The organism is Algoriphagus yeomjeoni (genome assembly GCF_049821175.1).
Classification (GTDB): Bacteria; Bacteroidota; Bacteroidia; order Cytophagales; family Cyclobacteriaceae; genus Algoriphagus; species Algoriphagus yeomjeoni_A.
Map to the genome: position 1 here is coordinate 25,025 of NZ_CP187512.1, position 26,146 is coordinate 51,170.

Sequence of the window (26,146 nt, forward strand, 5' to 3'; positions counted from 1 at the left end):
ATAGTATGATAAAGTAGAATATTAATTAATATCTGTAAAAATTGGTTAATTCCTGTTAATTTGAATGTCCGGGCACTTTTTCAGGTGTAATATTTGGTTCTTACCGTGCATCACTCGAATAACATTTAATACTAAATTAAAACTTAATAAATATGAGCAAAAGACAATTCTTTCTGGGAATGCTTCTTGCCTCTTTGATCGGAGGCATAATTGCCTTAGCAGGCGTAAGCTTTCTAGTACAACCACCAAATGCGACAAGCTTCGACGATAAGCAGCCGGCAAGTTTTGTAAATCTACTTTCCGGAGAAAATTTTACAGTTCCTGATGGGATTAATTTTGTCGCATCCGCAGAAGCTGTCGTGCCTGCTGTCGTGCATGTTAAAAGTCAAGTTACAGTTGGAACCAGAGGCAGAAGCCAAAGGGATCCAATTCAAGAGTATTTTGGAATACCTCCAAGAGATGATCCGAGAAGAGGTGGCCCAGAAGGCCGGACAGTTATGAGTTCTGGTTCAGGAGTTATTATTTCCCCTGATGGCTATATCGTAACGAACAACCACGTAGTAGAAAATGCGGATAGGTTGGAGATTTCACTTGACAACAATAAGCGTTTTATCGCTAAAGTGATTGGAACAGACCCTACCACAGATTTGGCTCTTTTGAAAATAGATGCCGAAGGGCTGCCTTTCGTGAGATTTGGTGATTCGGACAAGACTAAAATTGGAGAATGGGTTCTTGCCGTTGGTAATCCTTTTGATTTGAACTCTACAGTTACCGCCGGTATTATCTCCGCAAAAGCCAGAAATATAGGTATCCTGAGTAATGTAGAAGATAACCTTTCAGTAGAAGCTTTCTTACAAACTGATGCTGTCGTAAATCCAGGAAATTCTGGAGGAGCATTAGTCAATCTTGCTGGTGAGTTGATCGGTATTAATACTGCGATTGCGAGTAGCACAGGTACATTTAGCGGTTATTCATTTGCTGTGCCAAGTACATTGGTGAAAAAAGTAATGGATGACTTGATGCAATATGGTACTGCTCAGCGCGCTTTACTTGGTGTTGGGATCTTAGACGTGAGTCAAGATTTAGCAGAAGGTCTTGGAGTTGATTTTCCTGTAGAGCAAGGTGTTTATATCAGAAGCGTAAACGAAAATAGTGGCGGTGAAGAAGCTGGACTTAAAACTGGAGATATCATTATAGGAGTAGATGGAAGACCTACAAATAACGTGGCTAATTTGCAGGAAATGGTTGCTAGAAAAAGACCAGGAGATAAAGTAGAAGTAGAATATATCCGTGATGGTGAAACGTATAAGACTAAAGCTACACTGAAGAATTTTGCTGGTACAACAGATATTGTTGAAAAAGTAATCCCTAAAACCTACGAGTTTCAAGGGGTGATGTTTGAAGAAGTATCGGATAAAGTCAAAAGTTCTTTAGAACTATCTGGCGGAGCATTGATTTCCAGAGTTAGCGGAGAGAAATGGAGAGACGCTGGAGCTAGACCTGGATTTATCATTACTTCTATTATCACAGAAAGTGGAAGAGTGAAAATATCCAGTGTAGATAATCTGTTAGAAATATTGAATGATACGGAAGGTGATCCTATAGTAGTCTTGGGTATGTTCCAAGATGGTACTGAGTATTATTTTGAAGTTGATTAAATGATTTTAAAATCATAAAATTAAACAGGCTGGTGATTATTCATCAGCCTGTTTTTTTGCTAGCTATGTGGTCGGGATAGTATATTGGTATAGATTTCCTATTTTACTTTTCAATCAAACCCACACAACCAATGAAAAAGTACCTCGGCATGCTTGCTAGTATGTTTTTTCTAGTAGTATTGAGCGTCACTGCGCTTGCTCAAAGTCCATCAACGATTCTTGCCCCAGTAGGGAAACAACCGCTCCAAGGTTTTTCGGCTTCTAGATTGGATAGAATTGACCAAATGCTGGATCAAACCATAGCTGATAATCAGGTCCCTGGCTTGGTGGCCTTGATTGTGAAGGATGGCAAGATTGTTTATCACGAAGCCAAAGGGTTGGCGGATGTTCCTTCTGGGACGAAGATGGCGAAAGATCAGATTTTTAGGATTGCTTCTCAGTCTAAAGCTATTACCTCGACGGCAGTTATGATGCTATGGGAAGAGGGAAAATTTAGGTTAGATGATCCCATTTCAAAGTACATTCCGGAGTTTGCTAATCCGAAAATCTTAGCTGGATTTCGCTATGCAGATTCTTCTTATTCTACCAAGCCTTCTCCCCGTGAGATCACAATCAGACATCTCATTACCCATACTTCAGGTTTAGGATACGGTGTGATTGATGGGAATGAGCAAATGAAAATGATCTACCAAAAAGCAGGAATAGTGGATTTGTTCACGACTGAGCCAGTGAAAATTGGAGATAATATAAAAAAGCTTGCGAAGTTGCCACTTCACCATGAGCCGGGTACAAAATATACCTATAGCGAAGGGCTAGATGTGTTGGGTTACTTTATTGAAGTTGTATCAGGAATGCCATTTGACCAGTTTTTGAAAACACGGATTTTTGATCCCATGGGAATGAATAATACGGGGTTTTATTTGACCGATGCACAAGGAGAGAAGCTGGTTACAATTCACAGAAAAGTAAACAACGAGTGGGAATCGTTTCCGGTGACTTTTTATGACCCTGATTATCCAAAAACTGGGGCAAAAACATTTTTCTCCGGTGGAGCAGGTCTCTCTTCTACAGCTGAAGATTACGCCAAATTCCTTCAGATGTACTTAAATGGAGGAGCTTATAACGGGACTAGATTCCTGAGTCCAACGACCATAAAAACCATTATGAGTAATCAAGTTGGGGATTTACTTGGAAATAGTGGCAAAGATTATGGCCTTGCTTTTGGATTGGTTGATGAAAACGGGGTTGCTCAGGGCGGAATCGGAAGTCTAGGAACCTTTGACTGGGGTGGATATTTCAATACCCAATATTTTGCCGATCCAGTCACAAATACCATCGGAATCTTAATGAAGCAAACTCAAGGTGGAACTGGAGATGAATCTGCCTGGAAATTCAGACAGATGGTTTTTTCTGCAGTTGAATAACAAGCTGGTAAGAAAATTAAGAACTAGTGTTAATAATCTAATCTTCCATTCGTGTGACATGAACGGAGGCACAGGAAGCAAAAAGGGAAGTCGCTAGACTTCCCTTTTTCTGTAACCGGAATGGTGTTGGGAAAGTCAATTTAGGCAGAACCCTTTGTGCTTTCTTTGTGTCTTTAGCGGCTAAAATTAAACCTTATCTACCGCCAATTTATACGTAGGGTCTTCGATTACATTGATATCGATCAGCTCATCTGCATTCGCAAGCAGCCTTCTGCAATCCGGGCTTAGATGCTTCAAGTGTACTTTTTTACCAACTTTTTGGTAGCGCTCGGTCAACTTGTTCAAAGCTTCAATCGCAGACATATCTACCACACGACTTTCTTGGAAATCAATAATCACTTCCTCGGGATCGTTTAGCACATCAAATTTCTCATTAAATGCTGCAATAGACCCAAAGAATAACGGTCCAAACATTTCGTAATGCTTAACTCCGTTTGCATCCACCTTCTTTCTAGCACGGATTCTTTTCGCATTATCCCAAGAAAAGAACAAGGCTGCTAGGATCACTCCAATCAATACGGCCAATGCCAAATTGTGAAGGAATGCTGTAATTAGCGTCACCAAAACCATCAAGAACACATCTGATTTTGGCATTTTAGTAAAGGTGCGAAGACTTGCCCATTCGAAGGTTCCGATAGAAACCATGATCATCAGTCCAGTCAATGCAGCCATTGGCACTTGCTCAATTAGGCTAGAACCGAACATGATGAATACTAAAAGCATCACTGCTGCTACAATTCCAGAAAGTCTTGCTCTTGCACCAGATGAAATATTGATCAAACTTTGACCGATCATTGCACAGCCACCCATTCCTGAGAAAACACCGGAAAGCATATTTGCGACCCCTTGAGCAACTGCTTCTTTATTACCTCTTCCTCTGGTTTCGGTGATTTCGTCAATGATATTTAGCGTCAGCAAACTTTCAATCAAACCTACACCTGCCACAATAGCTGCATAAGGGAAAATGATCTGTAAGGTTTCCCATGTCAATGGAACAGCAGGAAGATGAAAAGGAGGAAAGCCACCTTGAATGCTGGCAATATCTCCCACAGTTTTTGTGTCAAGGTTCAAAAGACTAACTACTCCAAATACTACTAAAATAGCTGTCAAGGAGGATGGTACCGCTTTGGTCAGCTTTGGTAAACCCCAGATGATCAACATCGTCAAAAGCACTAATCCTACTAGAATATACATGGTGTTGCCGGTAAGCCAGTTACCGTCTACATCTTTGAACTGATCTAATTGAGACATGAAAATGATGATAGCCAGACCATTTACAAATCCAAAAATCACTGGATGTGGAACAAGACGCATCAATTTCCCCAATCTCAAAGCTCCTGCAGAGACTTGTAAGATCCCTGCTAAAACTACCGCTGCAAATACATATTCTACGCCATGCGTGGCAGCTAAGGATACAATTACCACAGCAACTGCCCCAGTAGCCCCAGAGATCATGCCTGGCCTACCACCAAGAATAGACGTTACGAGCCCCATCATAAATGCCGCGTAAAGACCTGTAAGTGGGGAAAGTCCAGCGATAAAAGCAAAAGCTACTGCTTCTGGAATAAGTGCCATAGCAACGGTAAGTCCAGAAAGAACTTCCGTTTTATAATCTACTTTTTGGCTGAAATCGAAAAGGTTGAAGTATTGTTTCAAGGTGTGAATAGGTTTGGCGACTGAGGTCGTGTGTGTTGAAAACAAGCTGCAAAGATAGACAAAAACAGCAATTCGAAATATTATTTGGCGCGCCGCTTATTTAATAACTTCCTTAAGCCGATTAAAAAACAAAAAAGGATAGCCAATCTCGGCTATCCTTTTCACTTTGGTTTGATTAGACTTAATTGTTTCCTCTTGTTCTTGAAGTACTTCTAGAGGTAGAGCTACTCGAGGTCCTACTTGAACTCTTAGCAGGAGAAGAAGATCTTGCTGGAGCACTTTTTACCTGAGGAGATCTACTTGGTGCAGACTGTGTTCTTGATTGCGTAGATCTAGTTGGCGTAGTTGATTTTACCACAGGTCTGGAAGAGCTGCTAGGCTGTGTCCTAGATTGAGTCGAACGCTGAGTCGGAGCAGATTGAGTTCTTGGCTGACTTGAGCGCTGTGTTGGAGCTGGCTGAGTTCTAGATTCATTGGTCCTTTGAGTAGGAGCAGGGCTCTGCGTTCTCGTAGGAGCTGTTCTAGTCTGAGGCTGTCTACTAGTCGGAGCAGAAGTTCTTGTTTCACTGCTTCTAGAATTGCTAGGTGTTCCTGCACTTTGTCTAGATGGCGCAGAAGTTCTAGTTTGGCTTCCAGAATATGGCTCAGTTTTGAATTTCCCACCTCTTGAAGAAGGCGTGGTTGTTCTCACCCGAGTAGTCTCAGAGCTTCTAGTAGGACTTGTTCTTTCCGTAGCTCTGGATGATCCAGCAGAACTATTTGCCGATCTTCCAGATACAGTTTCAGTTCTACTATTTCCTCTAGATGGTGCCGTTGCAGGTTGAATTCTGCTTTGTCCATTAGAAAGTACTCTGGAAGGTCTTGCGGCTGTGGTCGTAGTTCTACCGTTATTCAGGTCTGGTCTGTATGCACTCACCGTATTTCTATCTACAGATACTCTTCCCGCAGAGCGAGCTGATTCCACTCTATGCACTGGATAATTTGTTCTGGTTACTCGCTGAATTTCTCTTCTTGAAGGTCCAGCGTAGTATCTATTGTTATTATAGACCACAGTATTATTGATGATCGTAGTGTTATTGTAGATTTTCACCCTTCTACCGTATGGTACATAGTAGTTGTACACATTGCGATATGCAAATCTATGCTGAGGTACAAACAACCAGTAAGATGCAGGGATGCCGATTCTGACATTTATGGAGAAACCAGGCCCCATGGGTGCCCAACCGTAATAGCCGCCACCAGATCTCCAGTCCACCCACGCTGGTCCCCAAGTGTAATCAGGGATCCATGCCCAGCTTTGGTAGTTGTTGTCGAAATACCATCTGCCGTAGTGAAATGTCGCCCAACCCCAATCGTAATCAGAGACCCAAGTGTTTCCATATTCCGTCATTACCCAGTGTCCATTGGACCCATAAGGGTGGAAATCATTTTGAACTGCGGGTAACCAAACGTAGCCATAGCGACCGTCTTTAACCCAATCACCATAAGGCATCAGTTCATCATAGAAGACTTGAAATGAGACACCGTTCATGTCATCTGCTGAGGCTTGAGATGGGCTAAGCCAAAGTAAAGCGACGAAGCCCATCATCAAGTTTCTCATCCATTGTGGTACTTGTAGCGTTTTCATAATGCGTGGTTTAAGTGATTAAATAATTGGTTAGGTACTTCTTTCAGGTAGTTGGTTTTTCAATGCTTCCTATTAGGTAGATGCAATTTTCCAATAAAAGGATGCATGCATACTAAAACCAAAATCAGGCCAACTTTTCAAGACTTATATCAAAAGAACTAGTACTTGGCTTGGTTTTACGTAAAAAAATGAGTGAATGGTTGCGTAAAATCTTAATTATATCTTAATATTAATGAAAAAAATTACTACTTAAATAAAATATTTGCTTAACCCTTTTTGAGCTTTTAAATATTTTTTTGGATAGATATAAGCTTTTGCCAGAAAAACCCGGGATTGTAGAATAGGTGCACTATGAAAACAAAAAGTATTTTTTCTTGAAATAGTATAGTCGGAAGTGAAATAGTTGTGATTTGGGAAAAAGTTGTTCACCTCAGAAGGTTGCTTTCTTCATTCTTAGAATAAAAAGTTATCCTCGGAAGGCGATTACCTATGTTCCGAGGATAAATGTTTCTCTTTTAAAGATGAGTAACTGACTGTGCTACACCCATCACGGTTGATAAAGCTTACCAGCAACCAACTTATCTCCTGAAAGGTCAATTTCAAATAAATGAGGGATTCGGATGGTTCGGCCATTTTCGCTCCTATGACTGTGAACGGACATCAGCATCTTTCCTTCCAACGTCTTAAATAACATGCCGTGACCGAAATTAGGCGGAGTAATAGGGTCCTTCTCCTGAATCCAAGGGCCATCTAGGGTGCCACTTTCCGAATAAGCTACTCCTTGGGTATAATCGCTGTAAACCCAACTGGTCCAAATCATTCCTAAGCGTCCGGTTTCTGTTTCAAACAAATAGGGACCATCGGTTACTTTGTTCGGTTTGTCGTTTCCGTTTTTATCTTTTTCCCGGCTCCAAGGCGAATCACTGGCACGGAACAGGATTTCGCCGGTACCAATCGAACCGCTTAAATCCGGTTTCAATTCCAGTTTTTCCATCGTCCCGTTTCCATTTTGTAGCCATTCATGGCAAAAAATCATGTAGGGCTTCCCGTCTTTGTCAACCCAAAAAGTCCCATCCAGCGTAGGCATGCTTGCTGGCAGGTAAGTAGGATCTTGCATGGGCACGTAGGGCCCATCCGGCTTGTCACTCACCAAAATATGGCTGGCACGACGTTCGATTATATTCTCACCTACTGTATCGATCTTTACCGCCCGGTTCGTAAAGGTGCCAAAATAGTAGAACTTGTCTTTGTAGGCATGAAGTTCTGCTGCCCAAATCATGGGATTGGGCCCCATCCATGAGTTTGGATCGGTTTCGGCGACTTTATAAGGACCATCCCAACTTTTCAAATCTTTGCTTTTCCAAAGCATTCCCCCAGTTCCGGTCATATAGTACATCTGCGTGCTGGAATCCGCCAGAATAGCTGGATCACTCAAAATAATAGAATCCAAGGGAACATTTTTTCTTACCTCACGAGTCCGCGGTTGTTGCGCCAGAGTTGCCAAAGGAAGGAACAGAATGATTACTAAAGCCAAGCAATGATTTTTCATGGGGTTACTAGGGTTATAAAAGGTTTGGGAAAAAGAAATTTCTACTTCAGGCAAAGTATAATTTTAAGATAGCAGGATTTCAGGAATTGCTGGGAAAGAATGTCAGAAAGCTGAAAAGTTGAGAAGGTAAAATTTTAGCTCAGATGGCTTACTTAAGTTTGTTCAGAGAAGTACTGCTTAGTAAAGATTTCATTTGAGTAATCGCCAGTTTGTTCAATTGTATCAATCGCTCATTTTGGGATAACCCTTGTTCTATGAATATGGCATTGATGCTTTCCATATTGCTTAAAATTACCAATTGCTCTATAGTTGCTAAGTCTCTGATATTTCTCTTTGCCTTTGGATTTTCGTCTCTCCACTGCTTTGCCGTTTTGCCGAAAAGTGCCATGTTTAGCATATCAGCTTCATTGGCGTAAACAAAGCCAGTTTGTGATTTAGTCAATTCCTTGGGAAGGAGATTGGCTTTGATAGCATCTGTATGAATCACATAATTAACTTTAGCCAAGGTTCGCTGCAAATTCCAATCGAGTTTTAATCTATCGTTTTCATCTGCTTTGAGGCGTTGGAATTCTTTGATTAGGTAAATTTTGAATTGCGGGCTAATCCACATTCCAAACTCAAAAGCTATGTCGGGATGGGCGTAAGTTCCGCCATATCTACCAGCTGTAGCTTTCAATCCGATTGCATTGGTTTTCTCAACCCATTCTTTCACACTCAGTTTGTAGCTATTCAGCCCGGCCTGACTTTTAATTATGGCGAATTCGCCATAATTAAAATCGGGATTGTACACTGACTCCCATATTCCGAGATATTCTACGGTATTCCTATTACGTAGCCAATCAGAAATAAAAAAGTCACCGTCTTTGGCTTTAAGCATATCGGTCAGGGAAATAAATTCCTTTTCACCATCAATAAGTATAGATATTTCCTTGCCTTCAACCTGTATCTTCTTATTCTTTGCCATATTCATTGTAAGATACAAAATCATGAAAAGAATTTAGTGATTGCTTTTCTGAGTAAACTCGTCTGATAGATAGTTAGAAACATACATAGACCAATTTCAAACTGATAAGGATAGAAAGGTGTAATTACAAATTACACCTAGAGCAACGCCTAGTAAACGCTCAGTGTGGGAAGGAGAATAAGAACTACAAAAGCCAGATAAAGGGTTTTAATGGGTTTACTAGGGTTATAATAGGTTTGGAAAAAAGAAATTTCTACTTAAAGGCAGAGTATAATTTTAAGATAGCAGGATTTTAGGAATTGCTGGGAAAGATTCTTGAAAAAGGCAGAAGTACTGAATAGGTGGGGTTACTGCTTTAAGCTTATATTAATTCAATTTCAAATTCATAAGGATAGAAAGATAGGATCGAGCGTTTAATCTTTACCGAAGATATAGGTCACACAAGGTGTCCTTGATTTAAAAACACCTTTCTCAAATGCTTCCTGATGTCGTTTATTTAATTTTCTGAATCTTTTATATCGTTTCCTATTAACTGTCTTCATTGTCATGAAGTCATAGGAACTTGCCAACATCATAATAATCTCCAGGTTGTCGCAGTTGTCTAGAACCTGAACCGTTGTCAACTCGAAACCTATAAAGCTGAATAGCAATTGTTCTGTCCCAATGGGGAGTTCTATTTTAAAATTCCCGTTCATGTCAGTTGTCCCAAGTTGTACGCTGTCGCGATTCTGAATTCTCACCTGTGGAATGGTCGTCAGTTCGAATTCGTCAATGACTTTTCCAGTAATTGTTCGTGTCTGTCCAGTTGAAATAAATGGAATTAAATAGATTGTCAGAAGTATTAAAAGCCTCATTCCTAGTCTTGGGTAAATTGTACACCGCCTTGCGCCCAACGGTTTGTAGCTATAATGGCTGGGTGAAGTTTGTGACTCACTCTTTAATAAAAATCAATTTCAAATTTGATTAAGATATTAAGGTGTAATTACAAATTACACCTAGTGACCTCAGCGCCTAGACTACGCTCAGAGGGGTGGGGGGGACTTCAACGCTTAGTCTACGCTCAGTGAGGGATAAATTGAATACAGCAAGTTCGTCAAAGTCCACCCAATAGTAATTGAGAAAAACCCAAGTGTCTGATTGATATTTTTAATCTTGTCTGTCGTCATAGCATTGGGCATAACGGTTTGCAGCTAAGAAACGTGGTGCTTTTCGGAGCGATTCCCTGTCCGCCCGTTACTAAGATAGCCACGAAGAACAAACCTTGCTGAAACCACCGACCGCCCCATGTTTTCTTAGGTGCTGTGTGTGCCTTGAATGGTGAATATAGACCAAAAAGATGGTCGTTCCAACGGGTGAAAGTCCCTTAAGCGCGGGAGTCGTTACCCGAAGCTAAGCAAGTGGCAAGGTGGTTTATTGCGAGGTATGCACTGAAGTAAGCCAGACTGCGGTGTCTGTACTGACGAACAGGAACTCTATACTGAGGCTATGAGGCTGGATGAGGTAGCACATCATGCCGAAGTCCCAAGCTCTGGAAACAGAGATAAGTCAAAATAGTAGATAGAGCAGCGATAGGCACAAGGATATTCATCTTACCGAGGGAGGTCTCTGGGTGTCTGGAACGTCTAAGAGAAGTCAGCCGAAGTCATAGTAGTTACGAGGAACGAGCCATAAGAACTATGGAGGTCTCACAGAAGTAACGAAGGACTGAACGTATTGTGAAGCGAAAATTCGTATAGGAATACAATGTATAGCCTATACTTAAAAGTAGCGGAAAGGTATCATCGGTGTAAAGAGCGATGATACTATGCTTTACGAACCGCCGTATACGAGACCCGTACGTACGGTGGTGTGAGAGGCGCACCGTGAGCCTATGGCTCACGGCCGTCTACTCGATTAGCCACCGTTTTTATTTTAATTCTTTTACAAATCCATAAGTTGGAACAGGTGTTTTTCCGTCTGGCATTTCACTAAATGCTTTGTAGAAAATGTAGTCCTTGTCTTTTTCAATCCCGTTAAAAGTATTGGTAATCTCCGAATGAATTTTCTCATATTCAGCTTTAGTCTGAACTGTGTCTTTTAAGTCCAAGTTGGTTAAATACTCAATCATTGGAAAATAACCATCGGCGGTTCCTTGTGGATAAATAGTAAGTATTTTGGGTTTAGAGTCAATTTCTTCAAGGGTCATTGGAAACTTGTACTTAGAGTTGATTTCTGTCATTACCTTGTCGTAAAACTCTTTCATTTCATCTTCTTTTTGGTATTGCCAAAATTTATTGGCGGGATTTGCGACCCTTGAACTTAGAAACAGACTGTTCGCGGCATCCATTAAGTACCCATTTTCATATTCTGATTTGGCTTCAGAATACAATTCTGGTGCTGTTTGTCCATTGACCTTGTATTGTCCGAATTGAAGAATATTCAGTTTCCAACCTTCTGGATATTTGCCGTAAATGTTGGTTAAAATAAATTCGTCAAGTCCACTTTTGGGAATTAAAAGTGAAATGAACATTGCTTCGTTCAAGGCCTGATAGTGAATGAGATAGTCATTGAGTCCACTAACTCCTGATATAATTGTATTTCCAATCCCTGTTGTTGAATTCTTTGCTTGAAATTGGTTTAGAACTTTATAGTCAGTAGTTGTAATTACACTACTCGCTTGCTCGATCAATTGGTCAATGTTGTCTCCGCTTTTTTCTAATAGTTTGTCGGACATTATTGATTTCAGGAGGTCAGTATTTTTGGTTGTAATTGCTTCCATTACTTTTTTATCCAACGTCCCAATTTCATTTTTTAAGCTCTGCTCAATATTCTCATCTTTCCAAGTCCCTGTCGTTCCAACATTGCAGCTTTGTAGTCCAAAAGCTGCTAGGATTGCCAAAAGGATTAAGTTTTTCATTTTCGTCATTCTGTTTTTAATGGTGGCTAACGGTTTGCATATGGCTTGTGGCGGTTTTCGAAGATAAATCATTCATCCATGGATAATCTTGATCCGAAGATCATTTTTCGAATGTAGGAGAATCCAGCCATAAGTTATATGCTCTGTTGTGCTCAGGTTTCTTTTATTTTCTTCTTGTCACCGATAATCAGGTAAGTCATTCCATTTGTCAAGCATTGTTGCATAGAAGGATGCTGCTCGGGTTGTTTCGTAACCAATTCCTAGCGCTCCTACTTCTAAATCCCCAAACATGCTGACAATTGTTTCAATATCATCAGTGTCCAAGTCAACTAGGTAAAAATCTGTTTCTTGAGTCACTTGATCGTTATGTGATAACGGTTTATCAATTTTATTGTCCGTTATTATTCTCTCAATTTCAGCAACAAGTCGTTTGTTTCCGGTTTTATCAAGCTGCTCTTTCGTCACCTTGAGAGTTCCGAAGTCAAGAACATTGTCTTCTTTGATGATCCTTTTATATTCTTCTGCTTTCATTTTTAACTAGAGCACAACGTTTGTATATCCCCAATTGGTGATATCTACCCTATTTGGGCAGGTATCCACAGGTAGTTGGTGATATTTCTCATTTATTTGTGTTTAGTAAACTTAGTTAAATATTCAAGTTGTGCTAAGATTTCTATCCTTCAAAAACTGTCTATTAGACTCTTCAAAATACACCCTCTTTCTTCCTCCCACAACCCTTAGTTAAAAAAACAGAAACAATTACTCAAAATCCTCTCATCCCTTCCTCAACAAATCCATCACCGCTTTTCCATGTCCATCAGGCGTAGTGAAGAATGGGCGCTGCTCGATCTCGTAGTTTGTCTCTGGAGCTATGCCTAAGGCATGATAAACAGTCTGGTGGACACCATCGATTTTGATTGGGTTTTCAATGCTTTTGCAGGGACGTTCGTCAGCGGTTTTGCCATAGATGTGACCCTTTTTGATACCCCCGCCAAACATCAGCATGGAGCAACCATCGGTGAAATGTCGGTGCATTCCATAGTTTTTCATGTCTTCTATGATATCTGGTACTTCCACCTGGTCCTTTACTTTAAGGTCTGGTCTGCCCTCAGTCAGCATATCCCGGCTAAACTCAGAGGCTACGATGACTAGGGTTCTGTCCAGTTTACCACTTTCATCCAGATCAGAGATGAGTTGAGCGATAGGTGCATCGATCATTTTCTTCATTTCTTTCAAGCGGGTATGACCATTGTCATGCGTATCCCAGCCTTTGAATGGCTCATACTCGGAGGTAACCGTGATGTATCGCGCTCCCTGATCTACCAGTCTTTTTGCTAGAAGACAGCCCAAACCAAACTTGCCATTATTGTACTTATCATAGCTTTCCTTAGGTTCCAGACTCAGATCAAAGGCTTTCGCTTCCGGAGAATTCAGCAGAATATAGGCTTGCTCCATGGATCGCTTCAGGGATTCCTTTTGATAGTCGGAACCGTATTCTCCCATCGTTCCCGCAGAAATCAGGTCTTGGTACAGTTGGTTTCTGGATTCAAAACGCTGCGTTGACATCCCGATAGGAGGTCGCACGCTTTCCAAGCCTGCACTCGGATCAGGAATCAAAAATGGCCCATGCTCGGAACCCAAAAATCCTGCACTGTGAAAAGCCTTCAGTTCCTCGCCTTCTCCTACAGAAAATCGCTGACCTATATTGATAAAAGAAGGAATCACTGGATTCAACGGGCCGAGTTCCTTGGAAATCCAAGCACCCAAATGCGGAACGACCACGGATTGTGGAGGCTCGTAACAGGTGTGGAAATGGTATTGATGACGGGTATGGAGAATATGTCCAAGATCTGCGGCCACATAGGAGCGGATCAACGTTCCTTTGTCCATGATTTTTGCCATGGATTCCAAGCCTTCGGAAAAGTTGATTCCGTCCAAGCTGGTAGGTATGGAAGGGAAAGTGCTGAGCACTTCTTTGGATTCCATTCCTTTTCGAAATGGAGTATATTTCTTTGGATCGAAGGTTTCGGTGTGCGCCATTCCCCCAGCCATAAAAAGTAAGATTACCGAATCAGCCGTTGCCGGGATTTTGTCCGTTCCGCAGGAAGAAAGTAACCCCGCCAATGGTGCCCCCATACCCATGGTTGCCATCGCCGCTGCAGAGGTTTTTTTGATAAAGTCACGACGGTTAAGTGGTGTTTTCATGGTTTGGTTAACTATCATTTTCCCGCAGATTATCGCTGAAAAGAACCGCAGATAAACGCAGGTTGACTATACTAAATTTATTTACTACAACACAAGATCAGCGAAAATCAGCGATAGTTGTCTGCGCTGATCTGCGGGGAATTTTTGGTGCTTCATCGGTCATCCAACACCCGACATCCCTCAATTCACCATCTGAAACTCCGGCAACAGAATCACTGCCCAGAATAAATCCTGGATTTGAGCTACATCTGGTTTTGCTCCCAAAGCGGCCTTAGCAATAGCCAGTTCTTTCTCGTTTGGCTTTCGGTTTAGAGCTTTTAGGTATAATTCCTCCGTGATCTGTGTAGGATCGCCGAGTTCAGTCTTCCATTTTTCTGCACCTTTCTGCAAAGCTGTATTCAATCGCTCTCCGTTTGTAAGTTCGAGTGCCTGTAGCAAACTTCCCTGTGCATCTCTGCTCGTGGATACAATCTCGCGATTTGGTCTGCCCAAGGCTGTGAGGAATGGATTGTTTGCTACTAAGGATGCTCGCGCAAAAGAGGGTTTGCTCAGCTCTGGCTTCTGGAGTTCAAAAGGATTGTATTTAATAGCCTCATCTGGGAAAAGTGGATAAACAATCTCACTGACTGCATCCGAGAACTGCTCGGCAGTCATCCGCCTACGCACCATTCCGTTGAATTTGTAATCATCCGCCATCAACTCATCGTAAGATTTATAGGCGATGGATTGGGATTGATAGATTTTCGAACTTGCGATCTGGTAAATCAGGGCCTTTAAGTCATAGCCATTTTCCACAAAATCTGACGCCAGCCAATCCAGCAAATCCTGACTCCAGGGTTCATTGTCCATCTCGTCAACAGGCTCCACCATTCCTCTTCCCATCATTTGCTTCCAAACGCGATTTACGATCGTGCGGTACATTCTTCCATTTGCCGGCTGAACCAGTCGATCTGCGAGCTGTCTCAGCTTCTCGGCTCTATTCGCAGCACTATCTATGTCGCCCAATTCCTCCCAGAGGATTTTGGTCTTAGCCATTTTGCCAGTTGGTACTTCACAGCGACTGACCTCGAGCGTAGAGTCTGCGAAAATGTTTGCGAAAGCATACGATTCTTCCAGTTTCCAATCCGAGATAAAACTGTCATGGCAGGAAGCGCACTTGAGGTTCAATCCTAAAATCACCTGCCCCACATTTTGCGCAGCCTGCATTTCGGTACGCTGACTGGCATTGACGGTTCCGCGCCATTTGATTCCCTCGATAAATCCCTTTGACTTTTCGGTAGGATTGAGGAGTTCCTTGACAAATTGATCGTAGGGTTTATTATCTCTGAGCGAAGTATACAACCAGTCCGTGATATTATATCGCCCATTGGTGATGTAGCCAGTTCCGGTGTAGTCATTTCGAAGTGCATCGTTCCAAAATGTTAGCCAGTGAGTGGCATATTCATCCGATTGGTTCAATAGATTCTGAAGCCAGATGCTTCGTTTGTCAGGTCTAGTGTCATTTCTGAATTCGTCCAATTCTTGAGGACTAGGGATCATACCCGTCACATCCAAATAGATTCTTCTCAGGTAGGTTTTATCGTCTACTACGTCTTTCCATTCCAGTTTATTTTCTGAAAAATATTGGTCTACCCACAGATCAATAGGATTGTCCAAGCCAGTTTTGTAGGTGGGCAAAGTTGGGTTTCTGGGAGCTAATTCGGCCACTCGATACACGGATTGTTGGGCTGCTCCATCCGGCCAAGGAGCGCCTTTTTCTATCCAAAGTGCAATCAATTCCTTTTCTTGGTTGCTAAGCAACTTGCCTTTGGAAGGCATGACATCATCGTGGTTTTTGCGCAGGTTAATTCTTCGGATGATCTCACTTTCTCCTGGATTTCCAGGAATTAAGATTTGGCCATTTTCACCGCCAGCGAAGACAAACTCTTTTTCATCTAATCTTAATTCCCCTTCAATTTTTGCTCCGCTATGGCATTTGTAGCAATTATGAGCTAAGACCATCCGAACTTCCCCGATCAGCTTCATTTCTGTTTCCGGTGTAAGTTCGGTCTGGTAAGCGACAAGGTTTATCGGGGTTTTTTCAATTTCTTGTTCATCAGATTCATAAGGCAAAACTTCGCTAAGGAAATCCTCTCCATGAGTAAGTGAGCCTCCAAAATGACCCGTGACGGAAACACAGATGGCAGTTAGAAATAAGGAAGACCTGAATACTTTTATCTGAGATCGAGATGGCCTGCGTGGGATTTTTGAGAGAAAATATAAGGTGATTATACTCAAAACGGCAGTTCCAATTCCTATCCATTGATGCAAATCCAGAAGTTCGCCAGTGGTCCCTTCATTCGTTGCTAGCAACCAGCCCATCGGAGCGGCGATGATTGCACTTGTGGCTCCGATTAGGGTTAAAATCATTGTCCCAGGCCTTAGTTTGAAGTTGTACCTCCGTCTTGTAAATAGCTCCATCAATGCCGCAATCACAAGGAGGGCGATGGGGAAATGGACGATTAGCGGATGAAGTCTACCAATAAAATTCCACAGCCAAAAAGTAGTTTCTTCAGATGCTTCTGCTTGCCCAAAAGCTGAGAAATTAATAAAGAGTATACTGCCTATAAATAGGCAGAATAAGGGAGGGGAAGAAGATTTTTGATGGTTATTTTTCAATGCTTTCCTATGAATGGGAATTTAGTAATAAGTACTCAGGATGAGTAGCTTACTTTTCTGTCAATTGAAAAATAATAGTTTTGTTGGGTAAACCTATCCTGTTTGCCTATTGATTTGATAAATGGACAAGTGTTTGGTAAATGGACTTAAGGTAAAAAAAGAGGAAGCCCTGTTTCATACCGAAACAAGGCTTCCAAAATATTTATTTTCTAAGAGAGAAAAGTAGCGCTCAACGTCCTAAATAATTGTCGTTCTAAAGGATAGATTTGACCAGTCCTCCTTCCACTCTAATGGAAGCACCGTTAGTCGCAGAAGCCAGCGGACTTGAATAATACACCACAGTGTCAGCCACTTCTTCCACTGAAGCAAATCGCTGAATCAGTGAAGTAGGACGCATGTCTTGGAAGAATTCCTTTTCTACTTTGTCTTTGGATTTTCCACTCGATTCTGACAAGTCTTCAATGAACTTACCGACTCCTCTCGATTTGGTTGGACCCGGTAAGATGGTGTTCACGGTCACATTCGAGCCCTTGGTGAGCTCTGCCAAACCTCTTGATATAGCCAATTGGGCAGTTTTGGTCATGCCGTAATGAATCATTTCATCTGGAATGAAAACGCCTGATTCGCTGGAGATAAAGATAATTCTACCCCAATTTTTTGCGAGCATTTTTGGAAAATACTGTCTGGAAAGACGGATTCCGCTCAGGACGTTCATTTCAAAGAATCTAAACCAATCTTCGTCAGGAATATCAGCAAATGCTTTTGGCTCAAAAATCCCTGCGTTGTTGATTAAAATATCAACCTCAGGAAGTGCTTTAAGCAACTTATCTACCTCCTCGACTTTAGTGAAATCAGCTGGTATTCCACTTACTTTGTCAGAACCTGTGGCTGATTTGAGCTCAGCAGTTGCCTTGTCAATACTTTCTTGGGTTCTGCCATTTATAATCACAGTAGCTCCTTCTGTCAAGAACCTTTTTGCGATAGCAAAACCAATTCCTGCTGTGGATCCCGAGATGAATGCTTTTTTATCTTCTAATTTTAAGTCCATTGTTTGTGTGAGTTTAAATAGGTTGGTAAAATGTAGCAAAATGCTATATGACACAGTTAACTGAATAGAAGATGAGATAATTCGGATGAGGTGAAAAATATACACCGCCCTACTTTCAGAGCTTAGAGTATTCATGCCTCTAGAATAGCTCTGTCTTATCGAGCTGGGCTATGAGTTATTGGGCTTTAAGCCCTTTTGTGGTCTAATTCTAGTATGGCCTCTGCCTGTCATTTGCGTACTCAGCGGTTTTTTAAAAAAAAACTTACACTTTCACCTTCACCAATTGACCCATCACCCAATTAGCTCTGGCACCACTAATTCCAGTACTTTGGCAAGTATTAGTCCCAAGAAGATCTCCCACGATAGTTTTGATTAGCGGTTGCTGAATATGTTTGGGTAATTCAAAGGAGAATTTTTCAACTCCCTTCTCATCAGTTTCTAAGATGAATTCTCCTTTACCAAATGTCTCAAAACTGACTTTCCCTTTACTGCCGTAAATTATTGTTTGATCTATTTCTGCATTTTCGGAAGTTGTGAAGCACCAGTTGCCAGTTCCAAGTACTCCGCTTTCAAATACAAAACTTCCAACGACAATGTCTTCAGCGTCATAAGTTCCGGCTTGATTGGAGCAAAAACCTGAAGCATGGGTAATCTTCCCGAAGAAAAAATCCATTAAGTCCAACTGGTGTGAGGCCAAGTCAAAGAAATAGCCTCCTCCGGCCAAATCAGGATCAACTCGCCAATTTGTTTCCACCTTAGTGATTAAGCTCGCGTCTAGCTTTTGCTTGAGATTGATATGAACCGTGCGAATTTCTCCAAGAGTTCCATCAGTTATTAATTCCTTTATTTTACGGAAATGAGGTAACTCTCTACGGTAATAGGCTACGAACAAAGGCACATTTGCTTTTTCACAAACGGCAATCATATCCAAGCATTCCTGGTGAGTCCTCGCCATCGGCTTTTCCACATACACAGGTTTTCCTTCGGCTGCGGCAAGTGAGGCCAGCTCAAGATGTGCATTTGGAGGAGTGGCTATGTAGATCGCGTTTACTTCAGGGTCGTTGATCAGATCAGTTGCAGAAGTGTACCACTTTGGGACTCCATGCCTTTTAGCGTAATCTTTCACTTTCTCTTCGGACCGGCGCATCACTGCGACTATTTTGCTATTAGTGATGAGATTCATGGCGGGTGCGGATTTGACTTCGCATACATTTCCTACGCCTAGAATCCCCCACCTTACTTCGGTATGTTGGATTTTGCTCATATTTTAAAAATAGGGGATAAGCATTAAACAATAGCCATTAAACCTGAGATTGTTATTGCTTAAGCTAGATTTTGCTTTAACGGCCACTGATAGTTGGATTTGAGAGTTTGAGCTTGAAAAAATAGATTAAGTTTACTATTATTTCTTTATCCACAGAAGGTAAAGGAGCCCCCTTTTATTAAAAGCAAGGGCGGTTGATAAAGCGAAAACTTCATAAAAAAACCAGGCTCAGAGTTACCCGAGCCTGGTTTTTTTTGTTTTGAACTAATTTTAATGCCTTATAGAAATGGAATTTAGCTTCTACTGTGCTGGTGGAGGGCTCCTTCTTTTCATCACCAAACTATCAGCTGGATAAGTGGCCTTCAAATATGCCATTTGATCCTTGGCCCAATCGACGATAAGCTGTCGATCCTCATCGGAAAGATTCGCTTCTGGATGTAGCCCAAAGTAAGTGTATGACTCCAACGGCATTTCTTTTTCTTCTACCATCTCAATGGTTTCTTCAAACTTATGGTTCTGATAGGCAAGTGGGCGATTGGTGAACTCATCAAAATTAAGATGTCTTTTACCATCCTCTATATGGTGATTTAGCCAATAACCAACAGGTTCTATACTCGCATACCAAGGGTATTCAGATTTATTTGTATGGCAATTGTTACAAGCATTCACCAGTAACTTATCGACATTGTCCGGAACATTGTAACTCCCAGAGAGAGGTGCCGCAGCTGGAGTACCCTCATTTTTTTCATAGGGGATAAACTGGATGGCTACTAGAACAACTAAGAGAACTATTCCGATTTTTTTTAACATGGCTGAAAGATTTTCTTGTTAGACCTGTGGTAGTAGGCAAAGTTTAAATTATCATTAAAAACTGTTAATTTTTGGATAAACGAAACCCATGCTAGTCCACTACTTTTTGTGCCAGGATTTCCCCTTGTTTTTAGAATAAAAACTTCCTTTAGGACCTTCTGCTAACAATTCCTTGCCCCCGTCAGCTAGTTCTGAAAATTCTCCCGGGCTTGCAGGATTTCCCATGTATCGTAAACTCCAAGTTTCACCTTCATCTACAGAGAATTCAAGTTTAAGCGTATTGGTGGGGCAGATACGAATTAGCTCTTTCCCCTTTTTAATCATTTGTGCCATTTATTAATTATTTAAATCTTGCCAATCTAAGAATGCTTGTCGTTTAAAAAAAAACTAAGCAAAGTATTTATGGATAAAATCCAATTTTTTTAATACCTATTTATAGAATATTTCTTGATTTTGATTCTCAAAATATTCCATTTCTCGCTCAGCACCTAGTTAAGATTCACCTTTTGAAATAAAATCTAGAGTCCTGAATGAGGTAAATTCTTGAATTGGATGTGTTAGTGTATTTATATAAAATATCGAAACCCGTTCAATGTCAACTTGAACGGGTTTCGAATGATTCAATTTTAGGGAAAAATTACATTTCCCAACCTTCTCTGTATGTTCTTCCAACAAACTGATTGGCGTCTTCAAAGTTGGTAATCAGGAGTTTATCTCCGTCCCAAAGTAATTTCTTTCTTCCATAGAATTCCATCTGACCTCTGGCATTTTCACGACGAAGCATATAGCTGCGGATGGCAAGGTTGCCCATTAACACTGTTTCGGTCATAGGTCCTGCATAATCAAATGAGGAAGTTAATCCTTTATGCTCTGAGCTTCCGAATCCAGCTTTACAAGCATCAACCCATTTTCTCTGATGTCCGTATTCCGGCTCAATGTTTTCTTCAGTTTGAGGACCAAACTCCTGAGTGCCGTCATTCAAATATAGTTTTGGCATCAGTGGAGAACTGTCATTAATGTTAGTAGCGATTATTCCTTTTTCACCGATGATCAAGACGCCATTTGCTCCTCCGCCGATTTCCTGATCAGCAGGAATAATATCCGGATGAGCAGGTTTGATACCGCCATCCATCCAAGTCATATTGATTGGAGATTTGCTTTTGGCAGTTGCTGCAAAATTCAAAGAAATAAATGAAGATGCTGGGCAGCCGTCAGGATGATAATCTGGTGTCCACATTCCGCTATAAACGGACCCTACACTACACTCAGCATCAGTAGGGTAATGTAAGCCTAAGGTTCTAAATGGAATATCGATTAGGTGGCATCCTACATCGCCGAGAGCACCAGTGCCATAATTCCACCAGCCTCTCCAGCTGAACGGATGAAGTTCTGGTGTATAAGGGATTTCAGGAGATGGGCCTAGCCACAAGTCCCAGTTCAATGCATCTGGTTTTGCACTTGGGTTTGGCTTAGGGAAAGCACCGCCTTGAGGCCATACGGGTCTGTTCGTCCAAACTTCTACTTTGGAGATCTTACCTATTTTATCATCATCCACCCATTTCTGGACTAGTTTCAATAATTCGTTTGATCCGCCTTGGTTACCCATCTGAGTTACCACCTTTTGGCTTCTTGCCATCTCAGTCAGCATTCTTGCCTCCTTGATGTTATGCGTCATTGGCTTCTGCACATACACGTGCTTGCCACGCTCCATAGCATATTTAGCTGCCGGACCATGGACATGATCAGGGGTGGAAATCGTGACTGCATCGATGTCTTTTTCGGTATCGAGCATTTTGCGGAAATCCGCATAAAGTTTTGCATCAGGGAATCTCTCTACCGAAGCTTTGGCAGAACCTGAAAAATCAACATCACAAAGTGCAGTTACTCGTTCTCGACCATTGACAGAGGCATTTCTAATATCACTGGCTCCTTTTCCGCCAGCTCCGATAGCAGCTAGATTCAATTGGTCACTTGGAGAAATAAATCCCACACCGCCCAACACGTGGCGGGGAACAATCATAAAGGAAGATGCAATTGCTGCATTTTTGATAAAATCCCTTCGGGTTTGTCCCTCGGAATTTTTCTTGGGTTTGCGCATGAGGTTATTAGTTTAAAGTCAAATAAGTAGTCTAAAATAGGAATTTATTTTTTTGCAGGAATCCTGTTAGTTGTTAAACAATGATTATCAAATGATCAGTGGTGATTCCTGAATTTCCCTGAAATTTCACTTTTTCGATTGTGAGGGCTTTAACTTGTTACTTTTTTCAAAAAAATTAATTTATGCTTAGAAATCCGGTTTAAAATTAGTGTGCAATCGATGGCTCAACTGTTTGTTTACCAGTTTTTTGGTTAAAGTTTTATTTTATGTTTTTTCTTTTTGTCGAAAGAAAATATCAAGAAATAGTAAAAAAACAGGATAAAGCAGGTAGTGCATGCCAGAATTTCCTACTTTATTTGAAGCATTGAAATGAAATAGCATTGAAATAAACAAACTCAACTAGCCTAAAATGAAAATAGGAGTTTTAAAAGAGACGAAGGAGGGTGAGAATAGGGTGTCACTTAGTCCGGATGTCATCAAGCAATTGATCAAAAAGGAATTTTCGGTCATTGTAGAGTCTGGTGCTGGTATTGGATCCAATTTTTCTGATGAAGATTATAAGCAGTCCGGCGCTACAGTAGGAAATGCCGCAGATATATATGCCGCAAATATTTTGCTTAAGGTCAACATCTTTACCAAAGAGGAAGTAGCTCAAATGAAGAATGGTGGTGCTTGCATGTCCATTATGTACGCCTACAATCATCCGGAAATACTTGCCGAATTGAACAAGAAATCCATTACGTCTTTCTCGATGGATGCGGTACCAAGGATTTCCAGAGCCCAAAAGATGGATTGTTTGAGTTCTCAGGCCAATCTAGCAGGTTATAAATCGGTGATTTTGGGAGCAAATTACCTGGAGAAAATTTTTCCTTTGATGATGACTGCTTCGGGTACGATTACGCCTGCCAAGGTTTTAATCTTCGGTGCTGGGGTAGCTGGATTACAAGCTATCGCAACCGCCAAGAGACTTGGCGCAGTCGTGGAAGTATCTGATGTGCGTCCCGAAACCAAAGAGCAAGTGGAATCGCTTGGAGGTAGATTTTTGACCGTAGAAGGAGCAGAAGAAGTGAAGGTGGAAGGTGGCTACGCGTCTGAGGTTTCTGCGGAGTTTTTGCAAAAGCAAAAGGAACTCATCCAAAGCAAAATCAAAGATTCGGATCTGGTGATCACTACGGCACTGGTAATGGGTAAAAAGTCGCCGATTCTTGTAACTGAAGAAATGGTGAAAACCATGAAAAAAGGTGCTGTGATTGTGGATATGGCTGTAGAATCTGGCGGAAACTGTGAGATCTCCGAAAAGGATAAAATCGTGCAAAAGCATGGGGTGACAATTATTGGTGAATCCAATTTGCCTTCGCTTCTTTCTACCAATGCCAGTCAGCTCTATGCAACAAATATCAGTACGCTATTAATGCATCTAGCAACTAAAGATGGATTCAATCTTGACCGGGAGGAGGAAATCACCAAAGGTGTTTTGATCACATTTGAAGGTCAAGTAGTTCATGAATTCACTAATAAAATTTTAAATAAGTAAGAATTAACCTTTTCAAATTATGAGCTCAGAAGCACTGATTATTCTGATTTATATACTTGTTCTGGCAAGTTTTCTGGGGTTTGAGCTAATTGCAAAAGTTCCCCCAACCTTGCATACGCCATTGATGTCTGGTTCGAATGCTATTTCCGGGATTACCATCGTGGGAGCGCTTTTGGCTTGCAACGAAATGGGCTACACCACTATCAGCAAATGGCTGGGCATGGTAGCCTTAGTTCTTGCCACCATCAACGTAGTCGGCGGCTACACTGTCACAGATCGTATGCTTAAAATGTTCAAGAAAAAATGAGTATAGCCATAGAATTAGCGTATTTGATTGCCTCAGTCTTGTTTGTGCTGGGGATGAAAATGATGAACAAGACCAAGTCGGCCCGACAAGGTAACCGACTTTCGGCGCTTGGGATGTTTATAGCCATTGTGGCTACTTTGGTACAGATTGATGCGATTTCCCTAGTGGAGATTTTAGGCTGTATAGTTTTAGGTTCAGCGATTGGCTTGTATTATGCCAATAAAGTTGAGATGACCAAAATGCCGGAAATGGTGGCGATTTTCAATGGTTTTGGTGGCTTGGCTTCCTTCTCTGTTGCGCTTTCCGATTACTTCCTTCGCACTGAAGTCAATATGGAATCTATCGAGTTGGTGACGGTAATTAGTATCATCGTTTCAGTATTTATTGGTGGTTTGACCTTTACAGGTTCATTGATTGCTTACCTGAAGCTGAATGGAAATATTTCAGGTTCACCGATCACCTTCAAAGGGCAGCATGCAATCAATCTGGTTTTGTTCTTAGGGTTTTTGGCGGCAGCTGTCTTTACGGTAATGGATCAAACTGATCCTATGCTGATCATTATACTGATAGTGATTGCTTTACTACTAGGAGTTTTGACGGTGATTCCTATCGGAGGAGCAGATATGCCAGTAGTGATTTCTCTGCTGAATTCTTATTCAGGAATGGCAGCTTGTGCTACGGGTTTTATCCTAAATAATAATGTGCTGATTGTCGCTGGTTCGCTGGTCGGAGCATCAGGAATTATCCTTACTCAGATCATGTGTAAAGCCATGAACCGATCCTTGATCAATGTGTTGCTGGGAGGATTTGGACAGACCGTGAATGAAGCGCAAGGTGATGGCCCATCTATCACTGTGAAAGAAATAGGAGTGGAAGAAACGGCCATGTTGTTTGATGGGGTTTCTTCAGTGATCGTAGTTCCTGGATACGGAATGGCTGTGGCGCAAGCCCAGCACGTGATCCGTGAACTCATGGAGCAATGCGAGAAGCGTAAGATAGACTTCAAGTTTGCTATCCACCCAGTTGCGGGTAGAATGCCGGGCCACATGAATGTGTTGCTGGCAGAGGCAAATATTTCCTATGACAAGCTAATCGAGATGGATGATATAAACGATGAATTCCCGAATACAGATTTGGTGCTTATCGTAGGAGCAAATGACGTAGTAAATCCAGCTGCTAGGAACAATGCTCAAAGCCCGATTTATGGCATGCCGATCTTGAATGCTGATAAAGCAAGAACGGTAATTGTCTCAAAGCGAAGTATGGGTAAAGGCTATGCGGGAGTAGAAAATGAGTTGTTTGGCTATCCAAATTGTCTAATGCTTTTTGGAGATGCGAAGCAAACCATTACCAAAGTGGTCTCAGAAATGAAAGAAATGTAATTACCTATTTATCTCAAACCTATAGACCAAAGGGCTATCTGGATTTTCAGATAGCCTTTTTATGTTTAGATCGATTTTGAAACAGCCTCTTTTACTGCTACATATTTTTCCTTTAAATCTGCTATTTCAGTTTCATTGAAGGCACTTAGTGGCATTGCTAAAACTCCTTGGCATAGGCCTTCAAAAGACAGGGAAGCCTTCAACCCTTTCAAATAATTTGATTTGTACGAGCCATGGCTGTATAGATTCTTACTAAGAAATTGGACAGTTTCATTCAGGACTTTTATTCTTTCCTTGTCCTGATATTCTGTAGCTTCAAAAAGTTTGACATAAAGAGATGGAAAGAGATTTGCTCCGCCAGATACACCTCCATGTCCACCCATGTTCATTGTTTCTACCAAAATCTCCTCTGGGCCTACCAAAACCGTGAATTCTGGGTATTCCCTGAAGGTGTCACAAAGACTTTCAAAGTATTTCTGATCTCCGGAACTGTCTTTTATTCCAATAATATTCGGGTGTTCTACAAGTGCCTTTACTGTTTCTAGGTCAATATTTATCCCAGTGTGAGAAGGCATGTTGTAGAGATAAAGAGAGAGTTCCACTTCATCAGCCAACTTGGAAAAATAGAAAACCAATTCTTCCTGCCCAATATTCATATAAAATGGATTTGTCGCAACCAGAATGTCCGCTCCAGCTTCTTTGGCAGATGCAGCTAAATTTAAACTTTCCAGAAATGAACAGTCACTTATTCCCACTAACACAGGAATTCTTTGATCTACTTTTTTGCAGGTCAACTCAATCAGGCGTTTCTTGACGCTTGAACTCAAGCTGGCAAACTCACCTGTTGTACCTAAAATAAAAAGTCCATGAACTCCACCGGAAATCATGTGCTCAATCAAGAGTTCTAGACTTTTTTCATCCAAAGAAAAATCCGGGTTTAACGGCGTAATCATAGGAGGAATAATACCTCGAAAAGGTTGCGGAAAAGACATAAAATACGTTTGAA

Annotated in this window: 20 protein-coding genes; 5 read left to right on the forward strand and 15 right to left on the reverse strand. The window is 41.4% G+C overall.

The genetic code is table 11. The annotated features are described in order from the left end of the window. Positions 1-152: 152 nt before the first annotated feature. Together ACPUEN_RS00085 and ACPUEN_RS00090 are read left to right on the forward strand one after the other, a co-directional pair. Entirely contained in the window at positions 153-1,658 is a 1,506-nt protein-coding gene (locus ACPUEN_RS00085; RefSeq protein ID WP_425637810.1) for a trypsin-like peptidase domain-containing protein, read from the forward strand. 131 nt (positions 1,659-1,789) lie between these two features. Then, positions 1,790-3,082 (forward strand): serine hydrolase domain-containing protein, encoded by a 1,293-nt coding sequence (locus ACPUEN_RS00090; protein WP_425637811.1) that lies wholly within the window; start codon positions 1,790-1,792, stop codon positions 3,080-3,082. Between the two features lie 186 nt (positions 3,083-3,268). On the opposite strand, the gene ACPUEN_RS00095 is transcribed toward ACPUEN_RS00090, so the two are convergent. The 14 genes from ACPUEN_RS00095 to ACPUEN_RS00160 all read right to left on the reverse strand — a co-directional run bounded on the left by ACPUEN_RS00095 (position 3,269) and on the right by ACPUEN_RS00160 (position 21,917). Further along, complete coding sequence (locus tag ACPUEN_RS00095; RefSeq protein ID WP_425637812.1) at positions 3,269-4,798, reverse strand: SulP family inorganic anion transporter; 1,530 nt, start codon at positions 4,796-4,798, stop codon at positions 3,269-3,271. A gap of 181 nt (positions 4,799-4,979) precedes the next feature. Then, on the reverse strand, positions 4,980-6,425 hold the full coding sequence (locus ACPUEN_RS00100) for a DUF6600 domain-containing protein (RefSeq protein WP_425637813.1): 1,446 nt from the start codon (positions 6,423-6,425) through the stop codon (positions 4,980-4,982). A 547-nt stretch (positions 6,426-6,972) separates the two neighbouring features. Continuing rightward, positions 6,973-7,974, reverse strand: coding sequence for a glycoside hydrolase family 43 protein (locus ACPUEN_RS00105; RefSeq protein ID WP_425637814.1), 1,002 nt, complete (start codon positions 7,972-7,974; stop codon positions 6,973-6,975). 148 nt (positions 7,975-8,122) lie between these two features. Further along, positions 8,123-8,962, reverse strand: a complete 840-nt coding sequence (locus ACPUEN_RS00110) for a KilA-N domain-containing protein (protein ID WP_425637815.1) — start codon at positions 8,960-8,962, stop codon at positions 8,123-8,125. 389 nt (positions 8,963-9,351) lie between these two features. Next, positions 9,352-9,792, reverse strand: coding sequence for a carboxypeptidase-like regulatory domain-containing protein (locus tag ACPUEN_RS00115; protein ID WP_425637816.1), 441 nt, complete (start codon positions 9,790-9,792; stop codon positions 9,352-9,354). Between the two features lie 1,052 nt (positions 9,793-10,844). Continuing rightward, the gene (locus ACPUEN_RS00120) at positions 10,845-11,834 is read right to left on the reverse strand and encodes a hypothetical protein (protein WP_425637817.1); all 990 of its coding nucleotides are present in this window, start codon (positions 11,832-11,834) and stop codon (positions 10,845-10,847) included. Between the two features lie 177 nt (positions 11,835-12,011). After that, the gene (locus ACPUEN_RS00125) at positions 12,012-12,365 is read right to left on the reverse strand and encodes a hypothetical protein (RefSeq protein ID WP_425637818.1); all 354 of its coding nucleotides are present in this window, start codon (positions 12,363-12,365) and stop codon (positions 12,012-12,014) included. A 243-nt stretch (positions 12,366-12,608) separates the two neighbouring features. Further along, positions 12,609-14,039: a DUF1501 domain-containing protein gene (locus ACPUEN_RS00130; protein WP_425637819.1), complete on the reverse strand. Its 1,431-nt coding sequence runs from the start codon at positions 14,037-14,039 to the stop codon at positions 12,609-12,611. 180 nt (positions 14,040-14,219) lie between these two features. Next, complete coding sequence (locus ACPUEN_RS00135; RefSeq protein ID WP_425640216.1) at positions 14,220-16,574, reverse strand: DUF1549 domain-containing protein; 2,355 nt, start codon at positions 16,572-16,574, stop codon at positions 14,220-14,222. Positions 16,575-16,950: 376 nt separating this feature from the next. Then, a complete protein-coding gene (locus ACPUEN_RS00140) occupies positions 16,951-17,745 on the reverse strand; it encodes an SDR family NAD(P)-dependent oxidoreductase (protein WP_425637820.1) in 795 nt (264 codons plus the stop codon). A gap of 262 nt (positions 17,746-18,007) precedes the next feature. Further along, positions 18,008-19,009 (reverse strand): Gfo/Idh/MocA family protein, encoded by a 1,002-nt coding sequence (locus ACPUEN_RS00145; RefSeq protein ID WP_425637821.1) that lies wholly within the window; start codon positions 19,007-19,009, stop codon positions 18,008-18,010. Positions 19,010-19,309: 300 nt separating this feature from the next. Next, positions 19,310-19,819 (reverse strand): heme-binding domain-containing protein, encoded by a 510-nt coding sequence (locus tag ACPUEN_RS00150; RefSeq protein ID WP_425637822.1) that lies wholly within the window; start codon positions 19,817-19,819, stop codon positions 19,310-19,312. A 99-nt stretch (positions 19,820-19,918) separates the two neighbouring features. Continuing rightward, positions 19,919-20,152 (reverse strand): hypothetical protein, encoded by a 234-nt coding sequence (locus ACPUEN_RS00155; RefSeq protein ID WP_425637823.1) that lies wholly within the window; start codon positions 20,150-20,152, stop codon positions 19,919-19,921. A 304-nt stretch (positions 20,153-20,456) separates the two neighbouring features. Continuing rightward, entirely contained in the window at positions 20,457-21,917 is a 1,461-nt protein-coding gene (locus tag ACPUEN_RS00160; RefSeq protein ID WP_425637824.1) for a Gfo/Idh/MocA family protein, read from the reverse strand. A gap of 409 nt (positions 21,918-22,326) precedes the next feature. On the opposite strand from ACPUEN_RS00160, the gene ACPUEN_RS00165 reads away from it, so the two are divergent. Genes ACPUEN_RS00165 through ACPUEN_RS00175 form a run of 3 tightly spaced genes read left to right on the forward strand, consistent with a single transcriptional unit; the run spans position 22,327 to position 25,140 of the window. After that, complete coding sequence (locus tag ACPUEN_RS00165) at positions 22,327-23,451, forward strand: Re/Si-specific NAD(P)(+) transhydrogenase subunit alpha (RefSeq protein ID WP_425637825.1); 1,125 nt, start codon at positions 22,327-22,329, stop codon at positions 23,449-23,451. Positions 23,452-23,470: 19 nt separating this feature from the next. Further along, a complete protein-coding gene (locus ACPUEN_RS00170) occupies positions 23,471-23,758 on the forward strand; it encodes an NAD(P) transhydrogenase subunit alpha (protein ID WP_092896151.1) in 288 nt (95 codons plus the stop codon). Continuing rightward, the gene (locus ACPUEN_RS00175; RefSeq protein WP_425637826.1) at positions 23,755-25,140 is read left to right on the forward strand and encodes an NAD(P)(+) transhydrogenase (Re/Si-specific) subunit beta; all 1,386 of its coding nucleotides are present in this window, start codon (positions 23,755-23,757) and stop codon (positions 25,138-25,140) included. The genes ACPUEN_RS00170 and ACPUEN_RS00175 overlap by 4 nt, the downstream gene beginning before the upstream one ends. A 65-nt stretch (positions 25,141-25,205) precedes the next feature. On the opposite strand, the gene ACPUEN_RS00180 is transcribed toward ACPUEN_RS00175, so the two are convergent. Continuing rightward, on the reverse strand, positions 25,206-26,132 hold the full coding sequence (locus ACPUEN_RS00180; RefSeq protein ID WP_425637827.1) for a dihydrodipicolinate synthase family protein: 927 nt from the start codon (positions 26,130-26,132) through the stop codon (positions 25,206-25,208). Between the last annotated feature and the right edge of the window lie 14 nt (positions 26,133-26,146).